Origin of the sequence: Nakamurella multipartita DSM 44233, assembly GCF_000024365.1 — a bacterium.
In the GTDB taxonomy this organism is placed as follows: domain Bacteria; phylum Actinomycetota; class Actinomycetes; order Mycobacteriales; family Nakamurellaceae; genus Nakamurella; species Nakamurella multipartita.
The window spans coordinates 82,412-104,179 of the sequence record NC_013235.1 but is presented as its reverse complement, the minus strand read 5'-3'; the positions used below and the strand labels follow the sequence as shown (position 1 = coordinate 104,179).

Here is a 21,768-nt window from a genome sequence, read left to right as displayed (position 1 = left end):
ATCAGCGACCAGACCTCGCGCCCCCGAACCCGTTCATGAAATCGACCGCGGCGGCGCTGATCTCGGCGGTGGCCTGGTCCCGGTCGATCTGCGGTGAGCCGTCCCCGGGCTGCTCGCCGTAGTCGCCGAAGTAGGCGTGCACGCCGCCGACGATCTCGGTGAACTCGGTCGTCGCCGGCAGATTGCCCCGGGTGCGGTCGATGTCGTCGGGGGTGGTGAGCCCGTCGTTGCTGCCCCACACCGACTCGACGGCCAGGTCGGTGCGCGCCGACAGGTCCCGATCGGAGTAGGAGCCGAACAGCAGCAGCCCGTCGATCTGGTCGGGATGATCCTGGGCGTACCAGGACGCGACGACGCCTCCGAGGGAGTGACCGCCGACGGCCCAGGTGCCGATCTCCGGGTGGTCCTCGATCACGCCGCCGGCCTGGCCCGGTTGGGCGATCGCCATCCCGAATGGCGCCTTGAGAATGACGACCAGGTGGCCGGCCTCGGCCACCGGACGCAGGATCTGGGCGTAGGCGCGGGCGTCGACCCGGGCGCCGGGCACGAACACCAGCGCCGTGTCCGGGGTGCCGGCCGGCACCAGTTCGATGCTGGTCGGCCGGTCCACGACGGTGACGGACGCATCGGCGGTCAGGGCCGACCGTGCGCCCGCCCCGGCCGGGAACGGGCGCAGCCAGACCAGAATGGCCAGCACGACGACGACCAGCACCGCGCCGACCACCCGTCCGGTGATCCGCAGGACCCGCCGCCACCGCGGCGGCCGTGCCGGCGTCACCTCCTGACCGGTCGGCAGATCGTCCGGCCGGCCCTGCGACCAGAACGCCGACGCGATCAGCACCAACCCGACGGCCGTCCCGACCAGCAGGGTCGCCGGATAGGCGGGGTGCCCGTTCCAGATCGGATCCAGCGCGGTGAACAGCACCCCGAGGGTGCCGACGGTCAGCAGCAGGCCGATGGCCAGCCGGAACCCGCCGGCGAACGTCATGACAGCATCCGATTCACAGCACAGAGCATGCCCGGAACCCGCCCCCGCCGCGGACCGCGCAGCGCGACGGCCGGCCCGGGTGTACCGATCGCATCAGGCCTGCGGTCGGCAGGAGGCACGCTCCCGGCCGAAGACCGCCCGAGGTGGCCGACCTCTCGTGGCACCAGCCCGTGCCCCGGTGACGACCAGGCGCCAGCGTCGTCAGTGTCAGATACGGCCGCGACGATGGGGCGATGAATCACGGGGACCATGCCCAGCGAACGAAGCAGCATGCGATGCGCCGCGATGTGCAGCGTTCCCACCCGCTCTGGGTCTATGACGACGACGATTGGAAGCTCATGCACGGGGACGACAAACTTCCCCTGGGCGACCTGATCTGCCCGGAGCCGGGTTGTCGGGCGGAACTGGTCGCGGTCGAGGTGCGGAAGACAGGAACACGCTTCCTCCGGAATCGGCCGGGGACATCGGACTGCGGGCATGCCCTCGGACGTGCGCAGAGCGGTGGGCCTCCTTCCGCTGAGCATCGCTGGCTGCAGCAGCGTCTCGCCGAAATGTGTGGAGACCTCGGACACTCCGCGATCCAGGAGCACTACGAGTCACGTGCCGACGTCTGGGTCCACAACACGCCGCCACTGGCGATCGAGGTTCAACGATGGCCCACCGCATTCGCCGACCGCTCGCGGGCCCGCCAATCCACCGGCGCAAACGTCCTCTGGCTCCTACCGGAGAGTGCGTCGAGCCAGAAGGCGGCAAAGGAGCTGTTTCGCCAGCCCGCCGCCCGTGTCCGGGTCTTTGAGGAGGGCAGCCGTCACGTTTCGGCCACTCCGTGGAATCCTGGCCACTCCGATCGAGTCTGGCTGTCGATCGGGGCGACGGTGATGCGACCCAGCGCCGACGGCCTCACTCTCGTGAGCGCCGGAAACTACGACGCCAAGACCTTCCTTCGCGAGGTGCTCGACGGGAGACGGCGCTGGTTCGGACCACGCGAAGTCGGCTTCAAGTACGGCTCCGGATGGGCACGACCTGACGAGGTCGAGCAGATGCGGGCGGCACGAGCCAGAGTGAAACTCCGCGTTCCCGCGCCCACACTTCAGGCGTGGCCCGCTCTTGTCGCGACCGATCGACTAGCCGTTGCCGACCAAGCGCCACCGACGGACACGCCCCCGGTCGCGGCCGCTCCCTCAATCCCAGGTCCTGAAGATTTCCCAAGCCGCCCGGCATCCGGCTCGGCAGACGCCGTTTCCCAGGCGGAGTTGACGCACAAGGTCGACCCGCCCACGCCGTCGGTCATGAGCGGCTCGACACAACGTGGCTGGTTCCGCCGATTCCGGACATGGCTTACAGGTGTGTAGGAGATACACGAACCGCACGAGATGCTCGCGCGTCCGGCACCTGATGATCCGGCCGGTGGCGTACGGGCGATTCGCGCCCCTTCCCGCTCGACCCTGGCAGTCGGCACGGCCGGCAGATCCCGGTCCTGGATGCGCCGCCGGGTCCCTGCGGACGATCACTTCGAGTCATCCACCAGGTCGCGCCACCGCGGACCTTGGGACGGCGAGGCCGGACCAGCAACGACAAAGGCCCCGCGGCGCGAACGCCGGCGGGGCCTTGATCGTCTGTCTCAACCAGAGTGGGCAAGGGGGGAGTTGAACCCCCACGTCCTTTCGGACACACGGACCTGAACCGTGCGCGTCTGCCATTTCGCCACTTGCCCTGGCGCGAAATAGGCTAGCACGCGCCGGACCGGCCTCCGACCACCTTTCGGCTTCCGCCCCTGGGGCTCAGGTCAGCCCGGCGATCAGCACGTCCAACACCCGTTCGATGACCGCCTCCCGGTCGGCCGGGGCCATCCCTCGCAGCGGGCCACCGCCCAGCAACACGGCCAGGCCATGCACCGCCGACCACGCCGCGACCTCGCTCCAGGGGCGATGCCCCGGCTCGAGCCCACCGGCCGCGACCAGGTCGTCCAGGCAGCGCCCGAGCAGCACATACGGGTCGTCACCGGCGTGCTGGTGGACGAGCAGGTCCTTGTCCCGGTCACCGAAGGCGGTGGCGAACAGGCCCGGCTCATCCAACGCGAAACCGACATAGACCCGGCCCAGTCCGCGCAGCCGGGCCCGGGCGGCGTCCACCGGCGACAGGTCGCCCGGGACCGCGTCGAGCGCGGCCTGCATCCGGCCGCTCAGGTCCGCGTTGGCCCGCTCGGCGATCGCGTCCAGCAACGCGGCCCGGTCGGCGTAATGCCGGTAGGCCGCCGAATTGCTCACGCCGGCCCGCCGCTGCACGTCGCGCAACGACACCGCCTCCGGCCCACCCTCGCGAGCCAGCGCGATGCCGTGTTCGAGCAGCGCGGCCCGCAGATCCGGGTGGTGGTAGCTCGCTCGACCGGCCCGCGTCATGACCCCATCCTCGCATGTTGACATCGCTAACATTGGCGTCCTACGCTCCCCATGTTGACACCGCTAACACATTCGGAGGCTCGTCGTGGCACTTGATCTGAACAACCTGACCGGCCGGACCGCGCTGATCACCGGCGCCTCGTCGGGCATCGGCCGCCAGTTCGCGCACGAGTTCGCCCGCCGCGGATGCGATCTCGTGTTGACCGCGCGCTCCCGGGGCCGGCTCACCGAGCTGGCCGACGAGCTCCGGCACACCCATGGGGTCACCGCCCTGGTCCTGCCGCACGACCTGGGCCGCCCGGGCGCAACCGCCGACCTCGCCGACAAGCTGACCACCCACCAGGTCACCGTCGACATCCTCGTCAACAACGCGGGTTTCGGCGCGCATGGGGATCTGGTCGACACCCCGCCGGAGCGGTTGGAGGCGATGACGGCACTCAACGTCGACGCGGTCGTCGGCCTGACCAGCCGCTTGCTGCCGGGCATGGTCGAACGAAAGGCCGGCGCCGTCATCAACCTGGCCAGCACCGCGGCGTTCCAACCGGTGCCGCACATGGCCGTCTACGGAGCGACGAAGGCGTTCGTGCTCAGCTTCAGCCGCGCCCTCTGGGCCGAGACCAAGGGCTCCGGTGTCGCCGTGCTGGCCCTGAGCCCCGGTGCCACCGACACCGAGTTCTTCCAGGTCGCCGACGAGGACGCCGCGGTCGGCCCGCGGCGCAGCACCGCACAGGTGGTCGGCACCGCCCTGCGGGCCCTGGCCCAGGGGCGACCCAGCGTCGTCGACGGCCGCCGCAACGCCCTGATGGCGTGGGTGTCGCCGCGTTCCCCGGAGCGGCTGGTGATCGGGGTCGCCGAGCGCACCGTCCGACCAGCTCGCTGACCGAGCGGATCAGCGGCGCGGCCACCGCCGAGTTCCCAGAGACTTGACGCAGATCACCACAGAATTTCCGGTTGAAGGGGTGGTATGAGGCCGGATCTTCTGTCAGGATCTGCGCACCATGTCAACCACCCCGCGACCGACGAAGTCTGGCGCTGCCCTGGCGTTCGTCCCGCAGCGCCCGGCGATCGTCGCCAAGTTCCGTGGTGCGTTGACCCTGCCGGCCCGTCCGGAGCGCTTCCGGCTGTTCGGGAGCCAGGCCGTCGCCATCTGGTGACCGGACGCCGGCCCCGCCGGCATCGCACCGCCCCGCTCATCCTGCTGTTCCGTCCGTGGTCTGTTGACCCGGCGTCCTGAGCTGACCCCGCCCACCCGCTGACCGGGTCCCGGGCCGTCGGCCACCCCTGCTCGACCCCCACCGCTCGCCGGACTGCCGCACCGGCGAATTCGCCCACCCCCCGGTCGCAAGGACGCGACCGGCGCACCCTGGGAGCGCCCTTGACGAACCCGTCCCGGCCGACGCTGGCCCGCCAGCTGCTTCGCCGCAAGCCGGTCACGCAGATGGAGGCCGAATCCGGATCGGAGACCGGCCAGAGCGAACTGACCCGCAGCATCGGGTTGTTCCAGCTCTCCGCCTTCGGCATCGGCGCCACCATCGGCACCGGCATCTTCTTCGTCCTGTCCGAGGCGGTGCCGATCGCCGGGCCGGCGGTGATCTGGTCGTTCGTGATCGCCGGGGTGGTGGCCGGCCTGACGGCCGTCTGCTACGCGGAACTGGCCGGCGCGGTCCCGGTCTCGGGCTCGTCCTACTCGTACGCCTACGCGACCATGGGTGAGCTGGTCGCGATGGTCGTCGCCGCCTGCCTGCTGCTGGAATACGGCGTATCCGGAGCAGCTGTTGCCGTCGGCTGGTCGCAATACCTCAACGAACTGCTCAACAACCTGTTCGGTTGGCGCATCCCGGAAGCGCTGTCCAACGCGCCCGAAGAAGGTGGCCTGGTCAACCTGCCCGCGGTCATCCTGATCGGGCTGTGCGCGCTGCTGCTCATCCGCGGGGCCAGCGAATCGGCGAAGGTCAACGCGGTTATGGTGCTGACCGGAAAATCAACGTGCCGTTGGGCAGCCAAGGGTGACCCGTGGTGGTGACCATCGGGTTGGGTGGGTGTCGGGTTTAGGCGGCCGCGGTCAGGGTGACGTTGAAGCCGAGGGCTTCGAGTTGCCGGACGTGGTTACGGGTTCGGCGTCCGATGTCGATGCGGTGGTCGTTGAAATCGACGCCGAGGTCGTGGAAGGTCGTGCCGGGGTTGGCGAGCAGGTGCCAGATGATGACAAGGATGGATCGGGCGATGGCGACGATCGTTTTGAGTTTGCCGCGGCGTTTGATCAGGCGTCGATAGCGTTCTCCCAGGAAGGTTTGGGTCTTGCCGCCGGTCGCGGCCGCTTCACCAAGCACGGCGCGCAGGTAACGGTTGCCCTTGCCGGTCTTACCGGTTGTTGATCGTTTCCCGGACTGGATCGTGCGGGGGCACAGCCGGGTCCAGGACACCAGATGGCCAGCGGTCGGGAACCGGCTCATGTCCAGCCCGATCTCGGCGATGATGACCTGTGCGTTGCTTGGGCCGATCCCGGGTATCTGGTCCAGGATCTTGATCATGTCTGCGGCCGTCGGCGGTGTCCGGCGCTGGGCCGCCTCGTCGGCGGGTGCGTTAGCCCTCGTACCGGGCCGAGTTTGGCCATCCGGTGCGGGGCGGTCCGGATCGGGGGTGTTACCGGCCGGCAAGCTGGCCAGGAGTGCCTCGATGCGTGCGGTCAGGACGTCGATCTGATCGGTCAGCGTGTCGATCTGATGCAGCAGCATCCGGGCCAGCTCGGCGTGATGATCGTCGAACTGACCGGTCAGCGACTCGACCAGGTCGGCGTACTTGAGCCGCATCCGGCCGCGGGCCATGCCGGCCAGAACCCGCGGGTCCCGCTGGCCCGCGATCAGGGCCTCAATCATGTCCCGGACGGACAGGGTGTCGATCCTGCTCGCCACGGAGGTGACCTTGATCAGGGCGTCCTCCAGCAGCTTCTCCAGCCGTTGCCAGTACCTGGTCCGGTCGCCGGTCAGATCGGCCCGCATCCGGGTGTAGTCGCGCAACTGCCGGACCTGCGCTGATGGCACGAACGATGGACGCAACAGCCCCTTCTCGGTGAGCTTGGCCAACCACACACTGTCCAGCTTGTCCGTTTTGGGGCGACCGGGGACGTTCTTGACATCGCGGGCATTGACCAACTGCACGTCCAGGCCATGAGCTTCCAGCAGATAGAACCAGATCCGCCAGTAGTCCGAAGTCGATTCCAGGGTCACCTTCTCGATGCCCTGGTCTGACAGCTGTGCGGCCAGGCCCAGGACCGCTCTGGTTCGGGCCGGGACGTCCCAGACTTTGCTCACTCGCCGACCCGTCCCGGACGCGGCTGGTACGCGAACGCAGACTGTGCCCGAGTCCTTGCCCACGTCGATCGCGCAGACCCGCTGCACGATCTGTTCATGGGGTTCGTCGAGGATCTCCTCGACCTGTTTGGTCATCACACCGCGTCGCTCCTTCCCTGAGGTGCACCACCGCCACGGCGGGCTGCCCGGGGGCCTCGGTCGGGAACCGAAAATCTGACCGGCGTGCTCGAAGCAACAGTGCGTGACCCGTCAAGGTCGGGCCCCGGCGCCAGACTGATCAACGGGCTCGAAGCTCAAGCGAACGAATCGGCGTCGACAGGCAACCCACCTCCCATTTTCACGCCGTCGTGGCGTCACCGGAAGGGACAGGGTGACTGATCAAGATCGCCATCCTGCTGCTGTTCATCGGGGTGGGCCTGACCGGCTGGAACACCGACAACCTGGCCGATTTCGCCCCGTTCGGGATGGCCGGCATCACCGCCGCGGCCGGCATCATCTTCTTCTCGTTCATCGGGCTGGACGCCGTCTCCACGGCCGGCGACGAGGTCAAGAACCCGCACCGAACGCTGCCGATGGCGATCATGATCGCCCTGGTCACCATCACCGGCCTGTACATCCTGGTCAGCCTGGTCGCGGTGGCCGCGCAGCCGTGGCAGCAGTTCGACGGTCAGGAGGCCGGCCTGGCCCAGATCCTGGAGACCATCGTCGGCGCGTCCTGGCCCGGCACCGTGCTCGCGGCCGGCGCGGTCATCTCGATCTTCTCGATCACCCTGGTCGTCATCTACGGGCAGACCCGCATCCTGTTCACCATGGCCCGCGACGGGATGGTCCCGCAGCTGTTCCACAAGGTGAACCCGCGCACCCGCACGCCGATCGCCAACACCGTCGTGGTCGCCACCGTCATCGCGCTGCTGGCCGGATTCGTGCCGATCAGCTTCCTGGCCGAGATGACCAGCGTCGGCACGTTGGTCGCCTTCCTGGTCGTCTCGATCGCGGTGATGGTGCTGCGTCATCGGGAACCCTCGCTGCCGCGCACCTTCCGGGTGCCGCTGTATCCGGTGACGCCGATCCTGTCCGCGCTCGGCTGCCTGTGGATCATCAAGGACCTGCGGCCGATCACCCTGCTGGTCTTCCTGGGCTGGGTGGCCGTCGCCCTGATCTGGTACTTCGCATACGGGATCCGGCACTCTCGCCTCGGCCGGCATCAGCGGGCCGGCCTGCTGGCCGCCCCCACTCCACTCACCGTCGACGCCACCGAACGGGCGCCCGAACCGCCCGCCCGCCCGAACACCGATCAGAACAAGGACTGAACCCGATGCACTCCGTCAACCAGACCACCGACGCGATGGTCCGCAGCATCCTGGCCTACGCCGAGAACCGGCTGCGGATGACGCCGGTCCCGCTGGACCGCGGCACCCGATCGGCCCAGGAGCTGTCCTTCGAGCTCGACGGCCTGATCCGGGACACCCGCGGCCGCCGGACGAGGTGCTCGGCGTCTACTCGTCGGTGATCGCGCCGAGCATCATCTCGGCCGACAGCCCCCGGTTCCTCGGTTTCATCCCGGCCGCGCCGACCAAGGCGAGCCTGCTGTTCGACATGGTCGTGTCCTCCGCCTCGATCCAGGGCATCTCCTGGCTGGAGGCCTCCGGGGCGATCGCGGCCGAGAACAGCGCGCTGCGGGTCATCGCCGACGAGGCCGGCATGCCGGCCGGGGCGGGCGGCTGCTTCGTCTCCGGCGGTTCGGCCGGGAATCTGTCCGCGCTGGCCGTGGCCCGGGAGACCGGCAAGCATCGGCTGGGCGACGCCCTGGCCGGACGCCGGCCGCGGGTGGTGGTCGGCGAGGACGCGCACTCCTCGATCGTGAACACCCTGCGCCTGCTGGAGATGGATGCGCTCGTGGTGCGCACGCCTGACCACCGGTTGACCGGCCCGACCGTGCGGGCGGCGATCGCGGCCGATCCCGACCCGAGCGATGTCGTCGCCGTCGTCGCCACCAGCGGCACCACCAACGCCGGGATCGTCGACGACCTGGCCGGCGTCGGCGCCATCGCTCGCGAGCACGACTGGTGGTTCCACGTGGACGGCGCCTACGGCGGCTCCGGGATCTTCGCCCACTCGCTCAAGCCCAAGTACGCGGGTCTGGAGCTGGCCGATTCGTTCATCCTGGACCCGCACAAGTGGCTGTTCGCACCGTTCGACTGCTGCGCCCTGCTCTACCGGCAGCCGGCGCTGGCCAAGGCCACGCACACCCAGGACGCGTCCTACCTGGACGTCATCCACACCGACGACCCGGCCGGCGAGTGGAACCCGACCGACTACGCCTACCACCTGACGCGGCGGGCCCGCGGGCTGCCGCTGTGGTTCTCGCTGGCCGTGCACGGCATCGACGCCTACCGGTCGGCGATCGAGGTCGCGGTCGACCTGGCTCGGCAGACCGCCGAGCTGATCGCCGCCACCCCGCACCTGGAGCTCATCCGGGAACCCGACCTGGGCGTCGTGCTGTTCCGCCGGGTCGGCTGGAGCCCGGCCGACTACGACGAGTGGGCCACCACCCTGCACCGCGACGGCATCGCGTTCATCCCGCCGAGCAAGTGGGAGGGCGAGACGGTCGGCCGGTTCGCCTTCCTGCACCCGCACACCCCGATGGAACTGGTCCGGCAGATCCTCGACCGCACCGCCTGACCGCCCCGCCCCTACCCGCGCGGATCAACTCCGCCCGCGCGGATCAACCTCCCCCCGAATGTGACGCCTGAGCCGCAAGTCAACGACTTCGGCCGCGCAGGGGATGTTGATCCGCGCGGGTTACCGTCGCCCGCATGCGGACGATCCGCCGGGCCGGCACCCACGAGCTGCAGATCCAGCGCTCGCGTTTTATCTGTGCCCTGAGCCCGGCCGAGAGCGCCGAGCAGGCCACCGCCTTCATCGAGCAGGTGCGGTCCACACACTGGTCGGCCACTCACCACTGCACCGCCTTCCGCACGGGAGCGCACGGCGAGCAGCAGCGCTCCAACGACGACGGCGAGCCCGCCGGCACCGCCGGGGTGCCCATGCTGCAGGTGCTGACCGCCCGCGAGATCACCAACACGGTGGCTGTGGTCACCCGGTACTTCGGCGGCGTCAAGCTGGGCGCCGGTGGCCTGGTCCGGGCCTACGGCCGCAGCGTGAGCGAGGCCCTGGACGCGATCGGCGTCTTTGATCTGGTCCCGCACACCGAGCTGACGGTCACGGTCGAGCACGCCGCGGCCGGGCGGCTCGAGCACGGCCTGCGCTCGGCCGGCGCCGAGATCACCGGCATCGACTACGCCGCGCGGGTCACCGTCCACCTGCTGGTGCCGACCGCCGGCCGGGCCGCGTTGGGCCGCTGGTTGGCCCAGTTCAGCGGGGGCTCGGCCGACCTGGTCGAGGGATCGCAGAGCCTGCGGGCCGTGCCGCCGGCCCGACCGGATCTCGCCTGAACCCGACCGGAAACGGGCCCGCACCGACCGGTCCGGCGGGTCACGGAACGGCAACGGCCGGGCGAGCAGGAGCAACCGCGACCGGTCGAAGGCGTCACCACTACGATCAAGGCTGGGCCGTGATCGGTCATCCGCATGCCCCGAGCAGCGACAATCGCCGTCCGGGGCCGCGGGACGAACGAGGCAGGAGGTGTCGATGGGCGTCATCCAGACCTTCGAGCGCAAGCTCCAAGGCGCCGTCGGCAACACCTTCGCGCGCCTGTTCGGCGGCAAGGTCCAGCCGGCCGAGGTCGCCGACGCCCTCCAGCGGGAGGCCGCCGACCACGTCCAGCACCAGGGGGCCGTCGCGGTCGCGCCCAATCACTACAAGGTCTCACTCGGACCGACCGATCAGCAGGGCCTGAGTTCAGCCGACGAGAGTGTCGCCACTGCACTGTCGGACATGATCCGGGAGTATCTCAACCAGCAGGGATGGCAGACGTTCGGCGACATCTCGGTGACGCTGGAACAGTCCCAGGCCCTGCACACCGGGCAGTTCCGCATCAGCTCGTTCGTCGATCCTGATGTCGGTCGACGTTCATCGCAGGCAAGGGCAGGAGTGGGGCGCATGAGTCAGCAGCCAGGCGATTACGGGCGCGATTCGCAGGGACGGTCCCCGGACCAGGGCGACCGGCGCGAACCGGACGGCCGGTCCTACCCGGGCAGCCCGAATCAGTACGGCCAGCAGCCCGGTTACGGTCCGGACCAGGGCCAGGCCAACCCCGGTTACCCGCCCCAGCCCTATGACGCACCCGGCTACGGCCAGCGCGGCTGGGACCCGCAGAGCCAGCAGTGGGAGCAGCAGTACGGCCAGCAGCCGCCGCCCGGCTACCCCCAGCAGAACGGCCCCCAGCAGAACGCCCCGCAGTACCCGTCCGGACCGGGCGGCTGGGACCAGGGCGGCGGCTACCAGCAGCCCGGCTACCCGCAGGGCTACCCGCCGCCGGACTACCAGCAGGGCTACGGCCAGCCCGGATACCAGAACTACCCGCAGCAGCCGGCCCAGCCGAACTGGGGACAGAACTACGGGGTGCCCGCCGCCGGACCGCAGGAGATCACCGCCACCCTGTCCGTCGACGACGGCTCCGGCCGCAGCTATCAGCTGCAGCGCGGGTCCAACGTCATCGGCCGCGGTCAGGACGCCTCGTTCCGGCTGGCCGACACCTCGGTGTCGCGCCGGCACGTGGACATCTACTTCGACGGGCAGTCCGCGGTGCTGCACGACCTGGGCTCGACCAACGGCACGACCGTCAACGGTTCCTCGGTCCAGACCTGGCAACTGGCGGACGGCGACGTGATCCACATCGGTCACTCCACGGTCGTCTTCTCGAGCCGGTACTGAAGTCCGGCCCCCGGACAGCGAACCAGGTTTCCCACGGTGCCCGCACTCATCCTCCAGCTGACCAGGATCGGCTTCCTGGTCCTGCTCTGCCTGTTCGTGCTGGCCGCGATCCGGGTGATCCGGACCGATCTGCGGTACGCCGGGGAACCCCGGACCGACGGCGGGCGGCGCCGCGGCGGGCAGGCGGCCGTGGCGCAGGTGCCGCAGGGCCGGTTGCAGCCGAGCACGCTGGTGGTGACGGCCGGTTCGCTGGCCGGCACCCGGCTACGGCTGGGCCCGGGGCCCATCCTGATCGGCCGGGCCGAGGATTCCACCCTGGTGCTGGACGACGACTACGCCTCCTCGCGGCACGCGCGGCTGACCCAGCAGGGGCAGGAGTACTACCTGGAGGACCTCGGATCGACCAACGGCACCTATCTCGACCGGGTCCGGGTGACCACACCGACCCCGGTTCCGGTGGGCGTGCCCATCCGGATCGGCCGTACCGTGATCGAGTTACGACCATGACCCGGCCCCGGCGCCCGACCCCACCCTGCCCGCGGGACCATCCCACCCGGGGTGCCCACGTCATCCGAGAGGCTCCCGGATGACCCATCAACTGGCCTACGCCGCCCGTACCGACCGCGGCCTGGTCCGCGCGAGCAATCAGGACGCGGTCTTCGCCGGCAACACCCTGCTGGTGGTGGCCGACGGCATGGGCGGCCACGCGGCCGGCGACATGGCCTCCCGGCTAGTGGTGAACGCCTTCGTGCCGCTGGACGCGCGCGATCCCGGCGGCGACCTGCTGCGCGCGCTGGCCAAGGCGACCCGCGAGGGCAACCGGTCGATCTCCGCGGTGGTGCACGACAACCCCGAGCTGGACGGCATGGGGACCACCGTCACCGCCCTGCTGTTCGACGGCGGCCGGCTGGCCATGGCGCACGTCGGCGACTCCCGGGCCTACCTGTACCGCGACGGCATCCTGCACCAACTCACGCACGACGACACCTTCGTCCAGTCGCTGATCGACGACGGCCGGATCACCCAGGAAGAGGCGAGCCACCATCCGCAGCGTTCGTTGCTGCTGCGCGCCCTCAACGGGACGGAGGTCGACCCGGCCCTGACCATTCGTGAGGTCAGCGTCGGTGATCGGTACCTGATCTGCTCGGACGGGCTGTCCGGGGTGGTCTCCGCCGAGGCGATCGCCGAGGCCCTGGCCGACCCGGACCCGGGGGCGGCCGCCGATGCGCTGGTGCAGTTCGCGCTGGCCGGCGGCGGCCCGGACAACGTGACGGTGATCGTCGCCGACGTCATGGACACCGGCCTGGGTGACGGCCCGACGGCGCTGGCCGCGCCCCCGCTCGACCCCGACGCCACCGGACCGATCGGCGCACTGCCCTCCATCCGGATGACGGCCGAGATGCCGCGGATCCCGCTGCCCGGCATACCCGAAGAGGCCGCCGCGCCGGCCGAGTTCATGCCGCCGGACGAGGACATCACCGCCCCGATCGCGACCAGCGGCCCCGACCCGGACAGCCCACCGGCCCGGCGTCGACGGCGCCGGACCACCCTGGTCCTGGTCGCGGTCATCGTCGTGCTGGGGGTCGCCGGCCTGATCGGCTCGATCCTGTGGGTGCGCACCCAATACTTCGTCGGCGAGAGCGCCGGTCAGGTGGTCGTCTACCGCGGGGTGGATGGCTCCGTGCTGGGCTTCGGGCTCTCCAGCGTGCAAGAGGGCTCCTGCCAGCCCGGGCTCAACGGCTGCGCCCCGCTGATGGTCGAAGATCTCGTCCCGGCCGCCCGGGATCAGGTGGTAGCCGGCATCCAGGCCGGCAGCCTGGACGACGCCCGCGCGGTCATCGCCCGGCTGGCCGGCCAGATGCTGCCCATCTGCCCCACCGTGACCGAGCCGAGCACCACCCCCACCGCAGCCCCGACCGCCATCCCGACCCTGACCACGACGCCGACGACCGTCACCCCGCTCGTGCCCGGAGCCAGCGCGGCGCCGCCGTCGACCCCGGCCAACCCGACCGCCTCGCCCGCGCCCAGCGGGGTGAGCACAGACACCGGGACGGCCTTGTCGACCACCACCGGGACGGCGACGAGCGGGACACCGCTGTCCACCAGGGCCTTGGAGCCCGGCGTGACCTGCCGGGTGCCCAAGTGAGTCGGCGTCCGGACGCAACGGCGGGCGCCCGGCCGATCCGGACCGGGCGCACCGCCGAGTTCTGGATGCTCGTGTTCGCCGCGGTGGTGGTCACCTCGGCGCTGGTCATCGTCGAGCTCAACCAGAGCCGCACCCTGAGCTGGAGCCTGGCCTACTACGGCGGCGGGTACCTGCTCGCCCTGGCCGTCGCCCACCTGCTGATCCGCCGCTACGCGCCCTACGCCGACCCGCTGCTGCTGCCGATCGTCGCCCTGCTCAACGGCATCGGGCTGGTCATGATCTACCGGTTGGACCTGGCCCGGGAGATCAGCGCGATCAACCGCGGCGAGGAGGTGCCGACCCCGCAGGCCTCGCTGCAACTGGTGTGGACCGCGGTCGCGCTGGTGTTCTTCCTCGTCGTGCTGCTGGTGGTGCGCGACCACACCGTGTTGCAGTCCTACGCGTACACGCTGGCCCTGGTCGGTGTGGTGTTCCTGATCATTCCCGCGCTCCTGCCGTCCAGCCTGTCCGAGGTGAACGGGGCCAAGATCTGGATCCGTGTCCCCGGGCTGTTCTCGATCCAACCGGCCGAGTTCGCCAAGATCGCCCTGATCATCTTCGCGGCGGCCTTCCTGGTCTCCAAGCGCACCGTGCTCTCCACCGCCGGCAAGAAGGTGTTCGGCCTGGTCCTGCCCCGGGGCCGAGACCTCGGGCCGCTGCTGGTCGCGCTGCTGCTGGTGCTCGGCGTCCTGGTCCTGGGCAAGGACCTGGGCAGCGCACTGCTGATCTTCGGCACCTTCCTGGCCATGATCTACGTGGCCACCGGCCGGGTGTCCTGGCTGATCATCGGCGTGCTCGGCTTCTCCGCCGGGGCCTACCTGGCCTACCGGATGTTCAGTCACGTCCGGGTCCGGGTGGACATCTGGCTCGACCCGTTCGCCGACCCGTTGGGCAACGGCTACCAGTTGGTGCAGTCGCTGTTCGGTCTGGGCACCGGCGGCATCTTCGGCACCGGTCTGGGCGCCGGCCGTCCGGACATCGTGCCGTTCGCCTCGACCGACTTCATCATGGCCGCGCTGGGCGAGGAGCTCGGTCTGGTCGGCGTCACCGCCATCCTGCTGTGCTACCTGATCCTGACCGCGCGGGGCATCCGCACCGGGCTGGCGGCCAAGGACGGCTTCGGCACCCTGCTGGCCGGCGGGCTGTCGTTCTCGTTGGCCCTGCAGATGTTCATCGTGGTCGGCGGCGTCACCCGGCTCATCCCGCTGACCGGACTGACCACCCCGTTCCTGTCCTACGGTGGTTCCTCGCTGCTCTCCAACTACGTGATCCTGGCCCTGCTGGTGCGCATCTCCGACTCGTCGCGGCGTCCGCCGGAGCCGGTGCGGCCCGCGCCCACCCCCGAGGTCCCCCTGGACGAGGCGCACACCCAGATGGTGCCCGCCGTCCCGGCGGCCCAGCGCGCGGGCGGACGGTCGTGAAGCGCCCGCTGCGCCGGCTGGGCACCGCGGTCATCGTGATGGTTGTGCTGCTGCTGGCCAACATCGCCTACACCCAGGTCATCAAGGCCGACGACTACCGGGCCGACCCGAACAACAAACGCACGCTGGTCGCCGAGTACAGCCGTCAGCGCGGCCAGATCACCGCGGCCGGTGGGGTGGTGCTGGCCCGGTCCGACCCGGTCGACGACCAGTACAGCTACCAGCGGGTCTACCCGGAAGGGGCCGCGTACGCGCATCCGGTCGGCTACTACTCGATGCGGTACGGGCCCACCGGGATCGAACGCAACCAGAACGAGATCCTGTCCGGGGAGGCCCCCGAACTGATCGCCGGCCAGCTCTCCGACCTGATCACCGGCCGTGACCCACGCGGCGGCAACGTCCAGCTGACCCTGGTGCCGGCCGTGCAGCAGGCGGCATACTCGGCGATGGCCGACAAGGGCTACGTCGGCGCGGTGGTGGCGATGGAGCCGTCCACCGGCAACATCCTGGCCATGGTGTCCACCCCGTCCTACGACCCCAACCCGCTGGCCAGCCATTCGGACGCCACCCAGCGGCAGGCCTACAACGACCTGGTCAACGCCGATCCCAGCCCGCTGCTGAACCGGGCCGTGTCCGCGGTCTACCCGCCCGGCTCGACGTTCAAGCTGGTCATCGCCGCGGCCGCGCTGCAGAACGGCTACACCCCGCAGACGACGGTCACCGGTGAGCCGACCATCACCCTGCCCGGGACGGGTGGGGCGACGCTGTCCAACTTCGGCGGCGAGACCTGCGCCGATGCCGGTGGCGAGGACGTCACCCTGACCCAGGCCCTGGCCCACTCGTGCAACACCGCCTTCGCCGAGGTGGCGATGAGCCTGGGCGCGCCCGTCGTGCGCAAGCAGGCGGAGGCGCTGGGCGTCACCGGTGACGGCGTCGACGTCGGAATGGACGTGGTCGGCTCCCGGCTCGGCGATATCCCGGACACCGCGGCCCTGGCCCAGACCGGCATCGGGCAGCGGGACGTGGCCGTGACCCCGTTCGAGATGGCCTGGGTGACCGCGACCATCGCCAACCGGGGCGACCAGATGGCCCCGCACCTGATCGCGCAGACCACCAAGCCGGACCTGACGGTCATCTCGCAGACCCAGCCGGAGTCGCTGGGCCAGGCGATCCCGATTCCGGTCGCCGACCAGCTCAAGGACATGATGATCGAGTCGGAGAAGCAGACGCCGCTCTCGGGCAGCATCGCCGACCTGGTCATCGCGTCCAAGACCGGAACCGCCGAGCACGGCACCGACCCGAAGAACACGCCCCCGCACGCCTGGTACGTCGCGTTCGCCCCGGCCGACAACCCGAAGGTCGCCGTGGCCGTGCTGGTCGAGAACGGTGGCGACCTGGGCGTGGAGGCGACCGGTGCCCGGGTCGCCGGCCCCGTCGGTCGCTCCGTGATCGCCGCCGCCCTGGCCGGTGGGTCCTGACATGAACGAGGCCCGCCGATGACGGCGCCCGGGGTGATGCTCTCGCAGCGCTACCGCCTGACCCGGCGGATCGCGGTCGGCGGCATGGGCGAGGTGTGGGCCGCCGACGACGTGCGGCTTGCCCGGGTGGTCGCCTGCAAGATCCTGCGGCCCGAGCTGACCGGTGACCCCGAGTTCCTGGGCCGGTTCCGCACCGAGGCGCGGATCACCGCCTCGCTGAACCATCCGGGGATCTGCGCGGTCTACGACTACGGCGAGGTCTCCGGCGGCAACCACTACCTGACCGGCACCGCCTACCTGGTGATGGAGCTGATCAGCGGCGAGTCGTTGTCCAGCGTGCTGAACCGGCTCGGCCGGCTGTCCGTCGGTCGCACCCTGGACGTGCTGGAGCAGACCGGCCACGCCCTGCAGCAGGCGCACGGGCAGGGCCTGGTGCACCGCGACATCAAGCCGGGCAACCTGCTGATCACCCCCGGCGGCCAGGTCAAGATCACCGACTTCGGCATCGCCAAGGTCGCCCACGAGGCCCCGGTCACCCGCTCCGGCATGGTCATGGGCACCGCCCAGTACATCTCGCCGGAGCAGGCCGCCGGCCGGGACGCCACGCCGGCCTCCGACATCTATTCGCTGGGCGTGGTCGCCTACGAGTGCCTGTCCGGCCGGCTGCCGTTCCAGAGCGACAACACCGTCGCGATCGCGCTGGCCCACGTCCGCGAGGCGCCACCGCCGCTGCCCGAGGACGTACCCGCGCCGATCGCCCGCCTGGTGATGGCGATGCTGGCCAAGGACCCGGCGGCTCGCTTCCCGAACGGTGAGGCGCTGGCCCGGGCGGCCGGTCAGCTGCGCAGCGGCGGGCCCGAGCCACGCCCCCCCGCGCCGCGGCCCACCCTGATCGCGCCGATCGCTCCGGCCAACGCCGCCCGGCCGGCGGCGCCGCGGTCCCCGGCGCCGGCCCGGCCGACCCGCGCGGCCGCGCCGACCATGACCCCGCCGGCCGTTCGGTCGGCACCTCCGCCGCAGTACCGACCGCCGCCCACCCCGGCCCCGGTGAGCCGCTCGTCCGGGCGCCGCACCGGCCTGTCCGTGCTGCTGGCGGTGCTGATCCTGCTGCTGGCCGGACTCGTGCTGGTCGTCCTCAACGCCGTCTTCGGCTCGATGGCGATGTGATGAGGATGACCGTTCCGTCGCCCGATCGATCACCCGAGCAGCGCAACCCCAGGCGCCTGTCACGCATCCTCGGCAGGGCGCCCGCGCCGACCTCGCCGACCGACCCGACCCCCCGGAAACGCACCAGAACATGCAACAGGAAACGACATCGATGACGGGATATCTCTTCGGCGACCGCTACCAGGTCGGGGACACCCTCGGCTTCGGCGGCATGTCCGAGGTGCACCGCGGCCGGGATCTACGCCTCGGGCGGGACGTGGCCATCAAGGTGCTGCGCGCCGACCTCGCCCGGGACCCGTCCTTCCAGGCCCGGTTCAGCCGGGAGGCGCAGAACGCGGCCTCGCTGAACCATCCGGCCATCGTCGCCGTGTACGACACCGGCGAGACCAAGAACGATTCCGGCACCATCCCGTACATCGTGATGGAGTTCGTCGACGGCGACACCCTGCGTGACGTGCTCAAGAAGGAGGGCCCGCTGGCCCCCCGGCGGGCGATGGAGATCGTTGCCGACGTGTGCGCGGCCCTGGACTTCTCGCACCGGCACGGCATCGTGCACCGCGACATCAAGCCGGCCAACATCATGCTCAACCGGGCCGGCGCGGTGAAGGTGATGGACTTCGGCATCGCCCGGGCCGTCTCCGACGGCCAGGCCACGATGACGGCCACCGCTGCCGTGATCGGCACGGCCCAGTACCTCTCGCCCGAGCAGGCCCGCGGCGAGGCGGTGGACGCCCGCTCCGACGTCTACGCCACCGGCTGCGTGCTGTTCGAGCTGCTGACCGGGGAGCCGCCGTTCACCGGCGATTCCCCCGTCGCCATCGCCTACCAGCATGTGCGGGAGGCCCCCCGGGCCCCCAGCGATGTCCGGCCGGGGCTGCCCAAGGAAATGGACGCCATCGTCCTCAAGGCGCTGAACAAGAACCCGCTCAACCGCTATCAGACGGCCGCCGACATGCGCTCGGATCTGGTCCGGGCACTGTCCGGGCAGGCCGTCCAGGCCACTCCGCTGATGAGCGACGACGAGCGGACCGAGCTGATGCGGGCCACGCCGGCCCGGGTCGGCGCCGGGTCCCCGCCGCTGCTGGCGCCGCCCACCCGGGCGGCCACCGACGACGACTGGGAGCCCGAGGAGGCCGACCGGTCCAAGCGGGTCTGGGGCTTCATCGGCATCGGATTGCTGTGTGCCGCGCTGATCGCCGGCGCGATCTGGCTGACCCTGCGGGTCATCAGCGCGCCGCCGCCGGCCGCCCTGGTCGCCGTCCCCGACCTGTCCGGGATGTCGTTGGAGGAGGCGACCGCCAAGCTGCGGGACAGCCGGCTCACCCTGGGCACCGTCACCCCCACCGAGTCCAGCGACGCCGACAAGGACAAGGTCGTCAACCAGCGGCCGTCCAGCCAGACGCAGGTCGCCCAGGACTCCGCCGTCAACCTCGAGATCGGCAAGGGGGTCAGCCTGATCGCAGTGCCCAACGTGGTCACCTACACCCCGGAGGAGGCCAAGAAGGCGCTCAATGCGGCCAACCTGCAGTACGAGGAGGTGCCCCAGTCCTCCTCCGACGCCGACAAGGGCAAGGCCCTGGCCCAGGACCCCGCGGCCCAGGCCCAGGTGCCGCCGGGCACGGTGGTGAAGGTGACCGTGGGCACGGGTCTGCAGGTCGTGCAGATCCCCGACGGGCTGGTCGGCAAGTCGTTGGACGAGGCGACCCAGATCCTGACCGATGCCAAGCTGCAGGTCGTCTCGCAGACCGCGGACTCGGCGCAACCGGCCAACGAGGTCATCGCGGCCGACCCGGCCGCCGGCACCCGGGTGCAGGAAGGCACGCCGGTCACCCTGACCGTGTCCAACGGCAACCTGATGGTGATGCCGAACCTGGTCAACAGCACACCGGCCGAGGCGGTGGCCGCACTGCAGGCCCGCGGCTGGACGGGCGGGGCGGACACCCTCCGGCAGACCACCCAGGAGGTCACCAACCCCGGCCTGGTCGGCGCGATCATCAGCCAGAACCCGAGCTCGGGGTCGACCGTGCCCAAGGGCACGGCGGTGCGGGTGGTGGTCGGCGTGGCTCCGCCGCCTCCTCCGACGACGCCGACGACGCCCACCCCGGAGACGACGACGCCCCCGGCGACGCCGTCGCCCGCGACACCACCGGCCGCCACGCCGCCGGCGGCGGCCACGCCGTGACACGGTGAGCGCCGGTCGCCCGTCGACCGGCGCTCACCAGGCTCTTCGCCGATTCACAGGAAAGTGGCCCGGTACTCACCCGTCCGGCCCTGTCGTCGCTCAAGGTTTCCACAATGTGCTCCGGCAGGGTGAACACCATGAGCCAGGACATGACACCGCCCGCCGGCGAGCGGCCGACCGGCACTCCGGACACCACGGGCACCGGACCCTCCGCCACTCCTCGTTACTCGGCCCCGTCGCCCACCGATACGCCGACCGGCGCGTCCGCGACCGCGTCGTCCGGGGCCGGTCCGCGCCCGGCCGGGTACCCGCAGGGTCCCCGGCCGCAGGCGTGGAGTCAGACCCCTGGTCACCCCAACACCCCCGCCGACGCCTCGACCCATCCGGGTTCGGCCGCCGGCGACCAGTCGTGGTGGCAGCCTCGGCCCAGCGGCGCCTGGTCCAGCCAGAACTGGGGCGGGCCGACCGGTGCACCGACCGGCGGTCATGGTCCGGCCTCGGCGCCCACCTCCACCTACACCCAGACGCTGCCCCGGACCCCCGGCCAGGACGCCTACTCGTCCTACCCGCGCAGCGGCTACACCGGCCCGACCACGTCGGTCGCCCCCGGGACTGCGACCGACGACGCGGCCAAGCCGCGCGGCCGCAAGACCTCGCTCATCGTCGCGACCACCACCGCGTTGGCCCTGATCGCCGGGTTCGCCGGCGGCTACGCCGGGTCGGCCTGGGAGAGCAGCAACTCGGCCGCCTCCGACAGCTCGCTGTCCCGGCTGAACACCAGCGCCCCGGTCTCGCAGAACCTGACCGCCCCGGCCGGCTCCGTGCAGGAGGTCGCGGCCAAGGTGCTGCCGTCGGTCGTGTCGGTGCTGGCCACCTCCAGCCAGGGCGGCGGTGAAGGCTCCGGCATCATCCTGACCGCCGACGGTCTGATCCTGACCAACAACCACGTCGTGCAGGGCGCCACCGACCTGGAGGTGCGGTTCAACGACGGCTCCACCGCCGCCGCGAAGGTGGTCGGCAAGACCGCCACCGACGACCTGGCCGTCATCAAGGCCGACGGGGTCTCCGGGCTCACCCCGGCCGCCCTGGGCAACAGCTCGGACCTGCAGGTCGGCCAGCAGGTCGTGGCGATCGGGTCCCCGCTGGGCCTGTCGGCCACCGTCACCTCGGGCATCGTGTCCGCGCTCAACCGGCCGGTGCGTACCGCCGCCGAGGGCCAGTCCACCCAGTCGCAGGACACGGTGATCAACGCCGTGCAGACGGACGCGGCGATCAACCCGGGCAACTCCGGCGGCGCCCTGGTCGACATGAGCGGCAGCGTCATCGGCATCAACTCCGCCATCGCCTCGCTGTCGGACTCCTCGAGCGGCCAGTCCGGGTCCATCGGCGTCGGCTTCGCCATCCCGATCGATCAGGCCAAGCGGATCGCGCAGGAGATCATCGACACCGGCCAGGCCACCCACGCGGTGCTCGGCGCGGCGGTCGGCGACGCCACCGACGGCAACAGCCAGATCACCACCGGCGCGAAGATCGACAGTGTCACCCCCGGCAGCGGCGCCGATGCGGCCGGACTGCAGAAGGGCGACGTCGTCACCGCCATCGGTGACGTGAAGATCGAAAGCGCCGACGCGCTCATCGCCGCCGTGCGGGCGCAGGCCCCCAACGGCACCACCACGATCACGATCGACCGCAACGGAAACTCGCAGACCGTGAACGTCACCCTCGGGTCGGCCAACGCCAACTGACCCGTCTCCGACCAGGAAGCCCGCGACCTCCCCCCAGGGTCGCGGGCTTCCTGCTG

General features: G+C 70.8%; 17 protein-coding genes, 1 tRNA gene and 2 pseudogenes. 16 read left to right on the top strand and 4 right to left on the bottom strand.

All coding sequences use genetic code 11. From position 1 onward, the window contains the following. Position 1: 1 nt before the first annotated feature. Positions 2-988 carry an alpha/beta hydrolase gene (locus tag NAMU_RS00465; RefSeq protein ID WP_012814001.1) on the bottom strand — a complete coding sequence of 329 codons (987 nt, stop codon included), beginning with the start codon at positions 986-988 and terminating at the stop codon, positions 2-4. A 233-nt stretch (positions 989-1,221) separates the two neighbouring features. Between NAMU_RS00465 and NAMU_RS29010 the strand changes: the two genes are divergently transcribed. Beyond that, positions 1,222-2,340 carry a competence protein CoiA family protein gene (locus NAMU_RS29010; protein ID WP_138179860.1) on the top strand — a complete coding sequence of 373 codons (1,119 nt, stop codon included), beginning with the start codon at positions 1,222-1,224 and terminating at the stop codon, positions 2,338-2,340. A gap of 279 nt (positions 2,341-2,619) precedes the next feature. Here the strand turns inward: NAMU_RS29010 and NAMU_RS00460 are convergent. Both NAMU_RS00460 and NAMU_RS00455 read right to left on the bottom strand, forming a co-directional pair. Beyond that, a tRNA-Leu gene (locus NAMU_RS00460) sits at positions 2,620-2,702 on the bottom strand. Between the two features lie 67 nt (positions 2,703-2,769). Further along, on the bottom strand, positions 2,770-3,387 hold the full coding sequence (locus NAMU_RS00455) for a TetR/AcrR family transcriptional regulator (protein ID WP_041368278.1): 618 nt from the start codon (positions 3,385-3,387) through the stop codon (positions 2,770-2,772). An 85-nt stretch (positions 3,388-3,472) separates the two neighbouring features. Between NAMU_RS00455 and NAMU_RS00450 the strand changes: the two genes are divergently transcribed. The 3 genes and pseudogenes from NAMU_RS00450 to NAMU_RS00445 all read left to right on the top strand — a co-directional run. After that, on the top strand, positions 3,473-4,267 hold the full coding sequence (locus tag NAMU_RS00450; RefSeq protein WP_012813998.1) for an SDR family NAD(P)-dependent oxidoreductase: 795 nt from the start codon (positions 3,473-3,475) through the stop codon (positions 4,265-4,267). A gap of 118 nt (positions 4,268-4,385) precedes the next feature. Then, positions 4,386-4,541, top strand: a complete 156-nt coding sequence (locus tag NAMU_RS29685) for a hypothetical protein (RefSeq protein ID WP_012813997.1) — start codon at positions 4,386-4,388, stop codon at positions 4,539-4,541. A 284-nt stretch (positions 4,542-4,825) separates the two neighbouring features. Beyond that, positions 4,826-5,359, top strand: a pseudogene (locus NAMU_RS00445) (APC family permease); the annotation flags it as partial. A gap of 76 nt (positions 5,360-5,435) precedes the next feature. Here the strand turns inward: NAMU_RS00445 and NAMU_RS00440 are convergent. Next, entirely contained in the window at positions 5,436-6,833 is a 1,398-nt protein-coding gene (locus NAMU_RS00440; protein ID WP_041368276.1) for an IS110 family RNA-guided transposase, read from the bottom strand. Between the two features lie 242 nt (positions 6,834-7,075). Here NAMU_RS00440 and NAMU_RS00435 point away from each other — a divergent pair. From NAMU_RS00435 to NAMU_RS31300, 12 genes and pseudogenes are all read left to right on the top strand, one after another. Continuing rightward, a pseudogene (locus tag NAMU_RS00435) lies at positions 7,076-8,008 on the top strand (APC family permease); the annotation flags it as partial. Between the two features lie 5 nt (positions 8,009-8,013). Then, on the top strand, positions 8,014-8,208 hold the full coding sequence (locus tag NAMU_RS30275) for a hypothetical protein (RefSeq protein WP_217180682.1): 195 nt from the start codon (positions 8,014-8,016) through the stop codon (positions 8,206-8,208). After that, positions 8,184-9,380, top strand: a complete 1,197-nt coding sequence (locus tag NAMU_RS00430; RefSeq protein ID WP_217180680.1) for a pyridoxal phosphate-dependent decarboxylase family protein — start codon at positions 8,184-8,186, stop codon at positions 9,378-9,380. The genes NAMU_RS30275 and NAMU_RS00430 overlap by 25 nt, the downstream gene beginning before the upstream one ends. A gap of 134 nt (positions 9,381-9,514) precedes the next feature. Beyond that, positions 9,515-10,153, top strand: a complete 639-nt coding sequence (locus tag NAMU_RS00425) for a YigZ family protein (RefSeq protein ID WP_012813995.1) — start codon at positions 9,515-9,517, stop codon at positions 10,151-10,153. 196 nt (positions 10,154-10,349) lie between these two features. Then, the gene (locus NAMU_RS00420) at positions 10,350-11,534 is read left to right on the top strand and encodes a DUF3662 and FHA domain-containing protein (RefSeq protein ID WP_012813994.1); all 1,185 of its coding nucleotides are present in this window, start codon (positions 10,350-10,352) and stop codon (positions 11,532-11,534) included. A gap of 36 nt (positions 11,535-11,570) precedes the next feature. Then, positions 11,571-12,041 (top strand): FHA domain-containing protein FhaB/FipA, encoded by a 471-nt coding sequence (locus tag NAMU_RS00415; RefSeq protein WP_012813993.1) that lies wholly within the window; start codon positions 11,571-11,573, stop codon positions 12,039-12,041. A 79-nt stretch (positions 12,042-12,120) separates the two neighbouring features. After that, positions 12,121-13,680, top strand: coding sequence for a PP2C family protein-serine/threonine phosphatase (locus tag NAMU_RS00410; protein WP_012813992.1), 1,560 nt, complete (start codon positions 12,121-12,123; stop codon positions 13,678-13,680). Next, a complete protein-coding gene (locus tag NAMU_RS00405; RefSeq protein WP_012813991.1) occupies positions 13,677-15,140 on the top strand; it encodes an FtsW/RodA/SpoVE family cell cycle protein in 1,464 nt (487 codons plus the stop codon). The genes NAMU_RS00410 and NAMU_RS00405 overlap by 4 nt, the downstream gene beginning before the upstream one ends. After that, positions 15,137-16,618 carry a peptidoglycan D,D-transpeptidase FtsI family protein gene (locus NAMU_RS00400; RefSeq protein ID WP_012813990.1) on the top strand — a complete coding sequence of 494 codons (1,482 nt, stop codon included), beginning with the start codon at positions 15,137-15,139 and terminating at the stop codon, positions 16,616-16,618. The genes NAMU_RS00405 and NAMU_RS00400 overlap by 4 nt, the downstream gene beginning before the upstream one ends. A gap of 18 nt (positions 16,619-16,636) precedes the next feature. Beyond that, positions 16,637-17,785: a serine/threonine-protein kinase gene (locus tag NAMU_RS00395; RefSeq protein WP_012813989.1), complete on the top strand. Its 1,149-nt coding sequence runs from the start codon at positions 16,637-16,639 to the stop codon at positions 17,783-17,785. Between the two features lie 151 nt (positions 17,786-17,936). Next, entirely contained in the window at positions 17,937-19,967 is a 2,031-nt protein-coding gene (gene pknB / locus NAMU_RS00390; RefSeq protein WP_012813988.1) for a Stk1 family PASTA domain-containing Ser/Thr kinase, read from the top strand. A gap of 137 nt (positions 19,968-20,104) precedes the next feature. Next, entirely contained in the window at positions 20,105-21,712 is a 1,608-nt protein-coding gene (locus NAMU_RS31300; protein WP_281023791.1) for a S1C family serine protease, read from the top strand. The last annotated feature ends 56 nt before the right edge of the window (positions 21,713-21,768 follow it).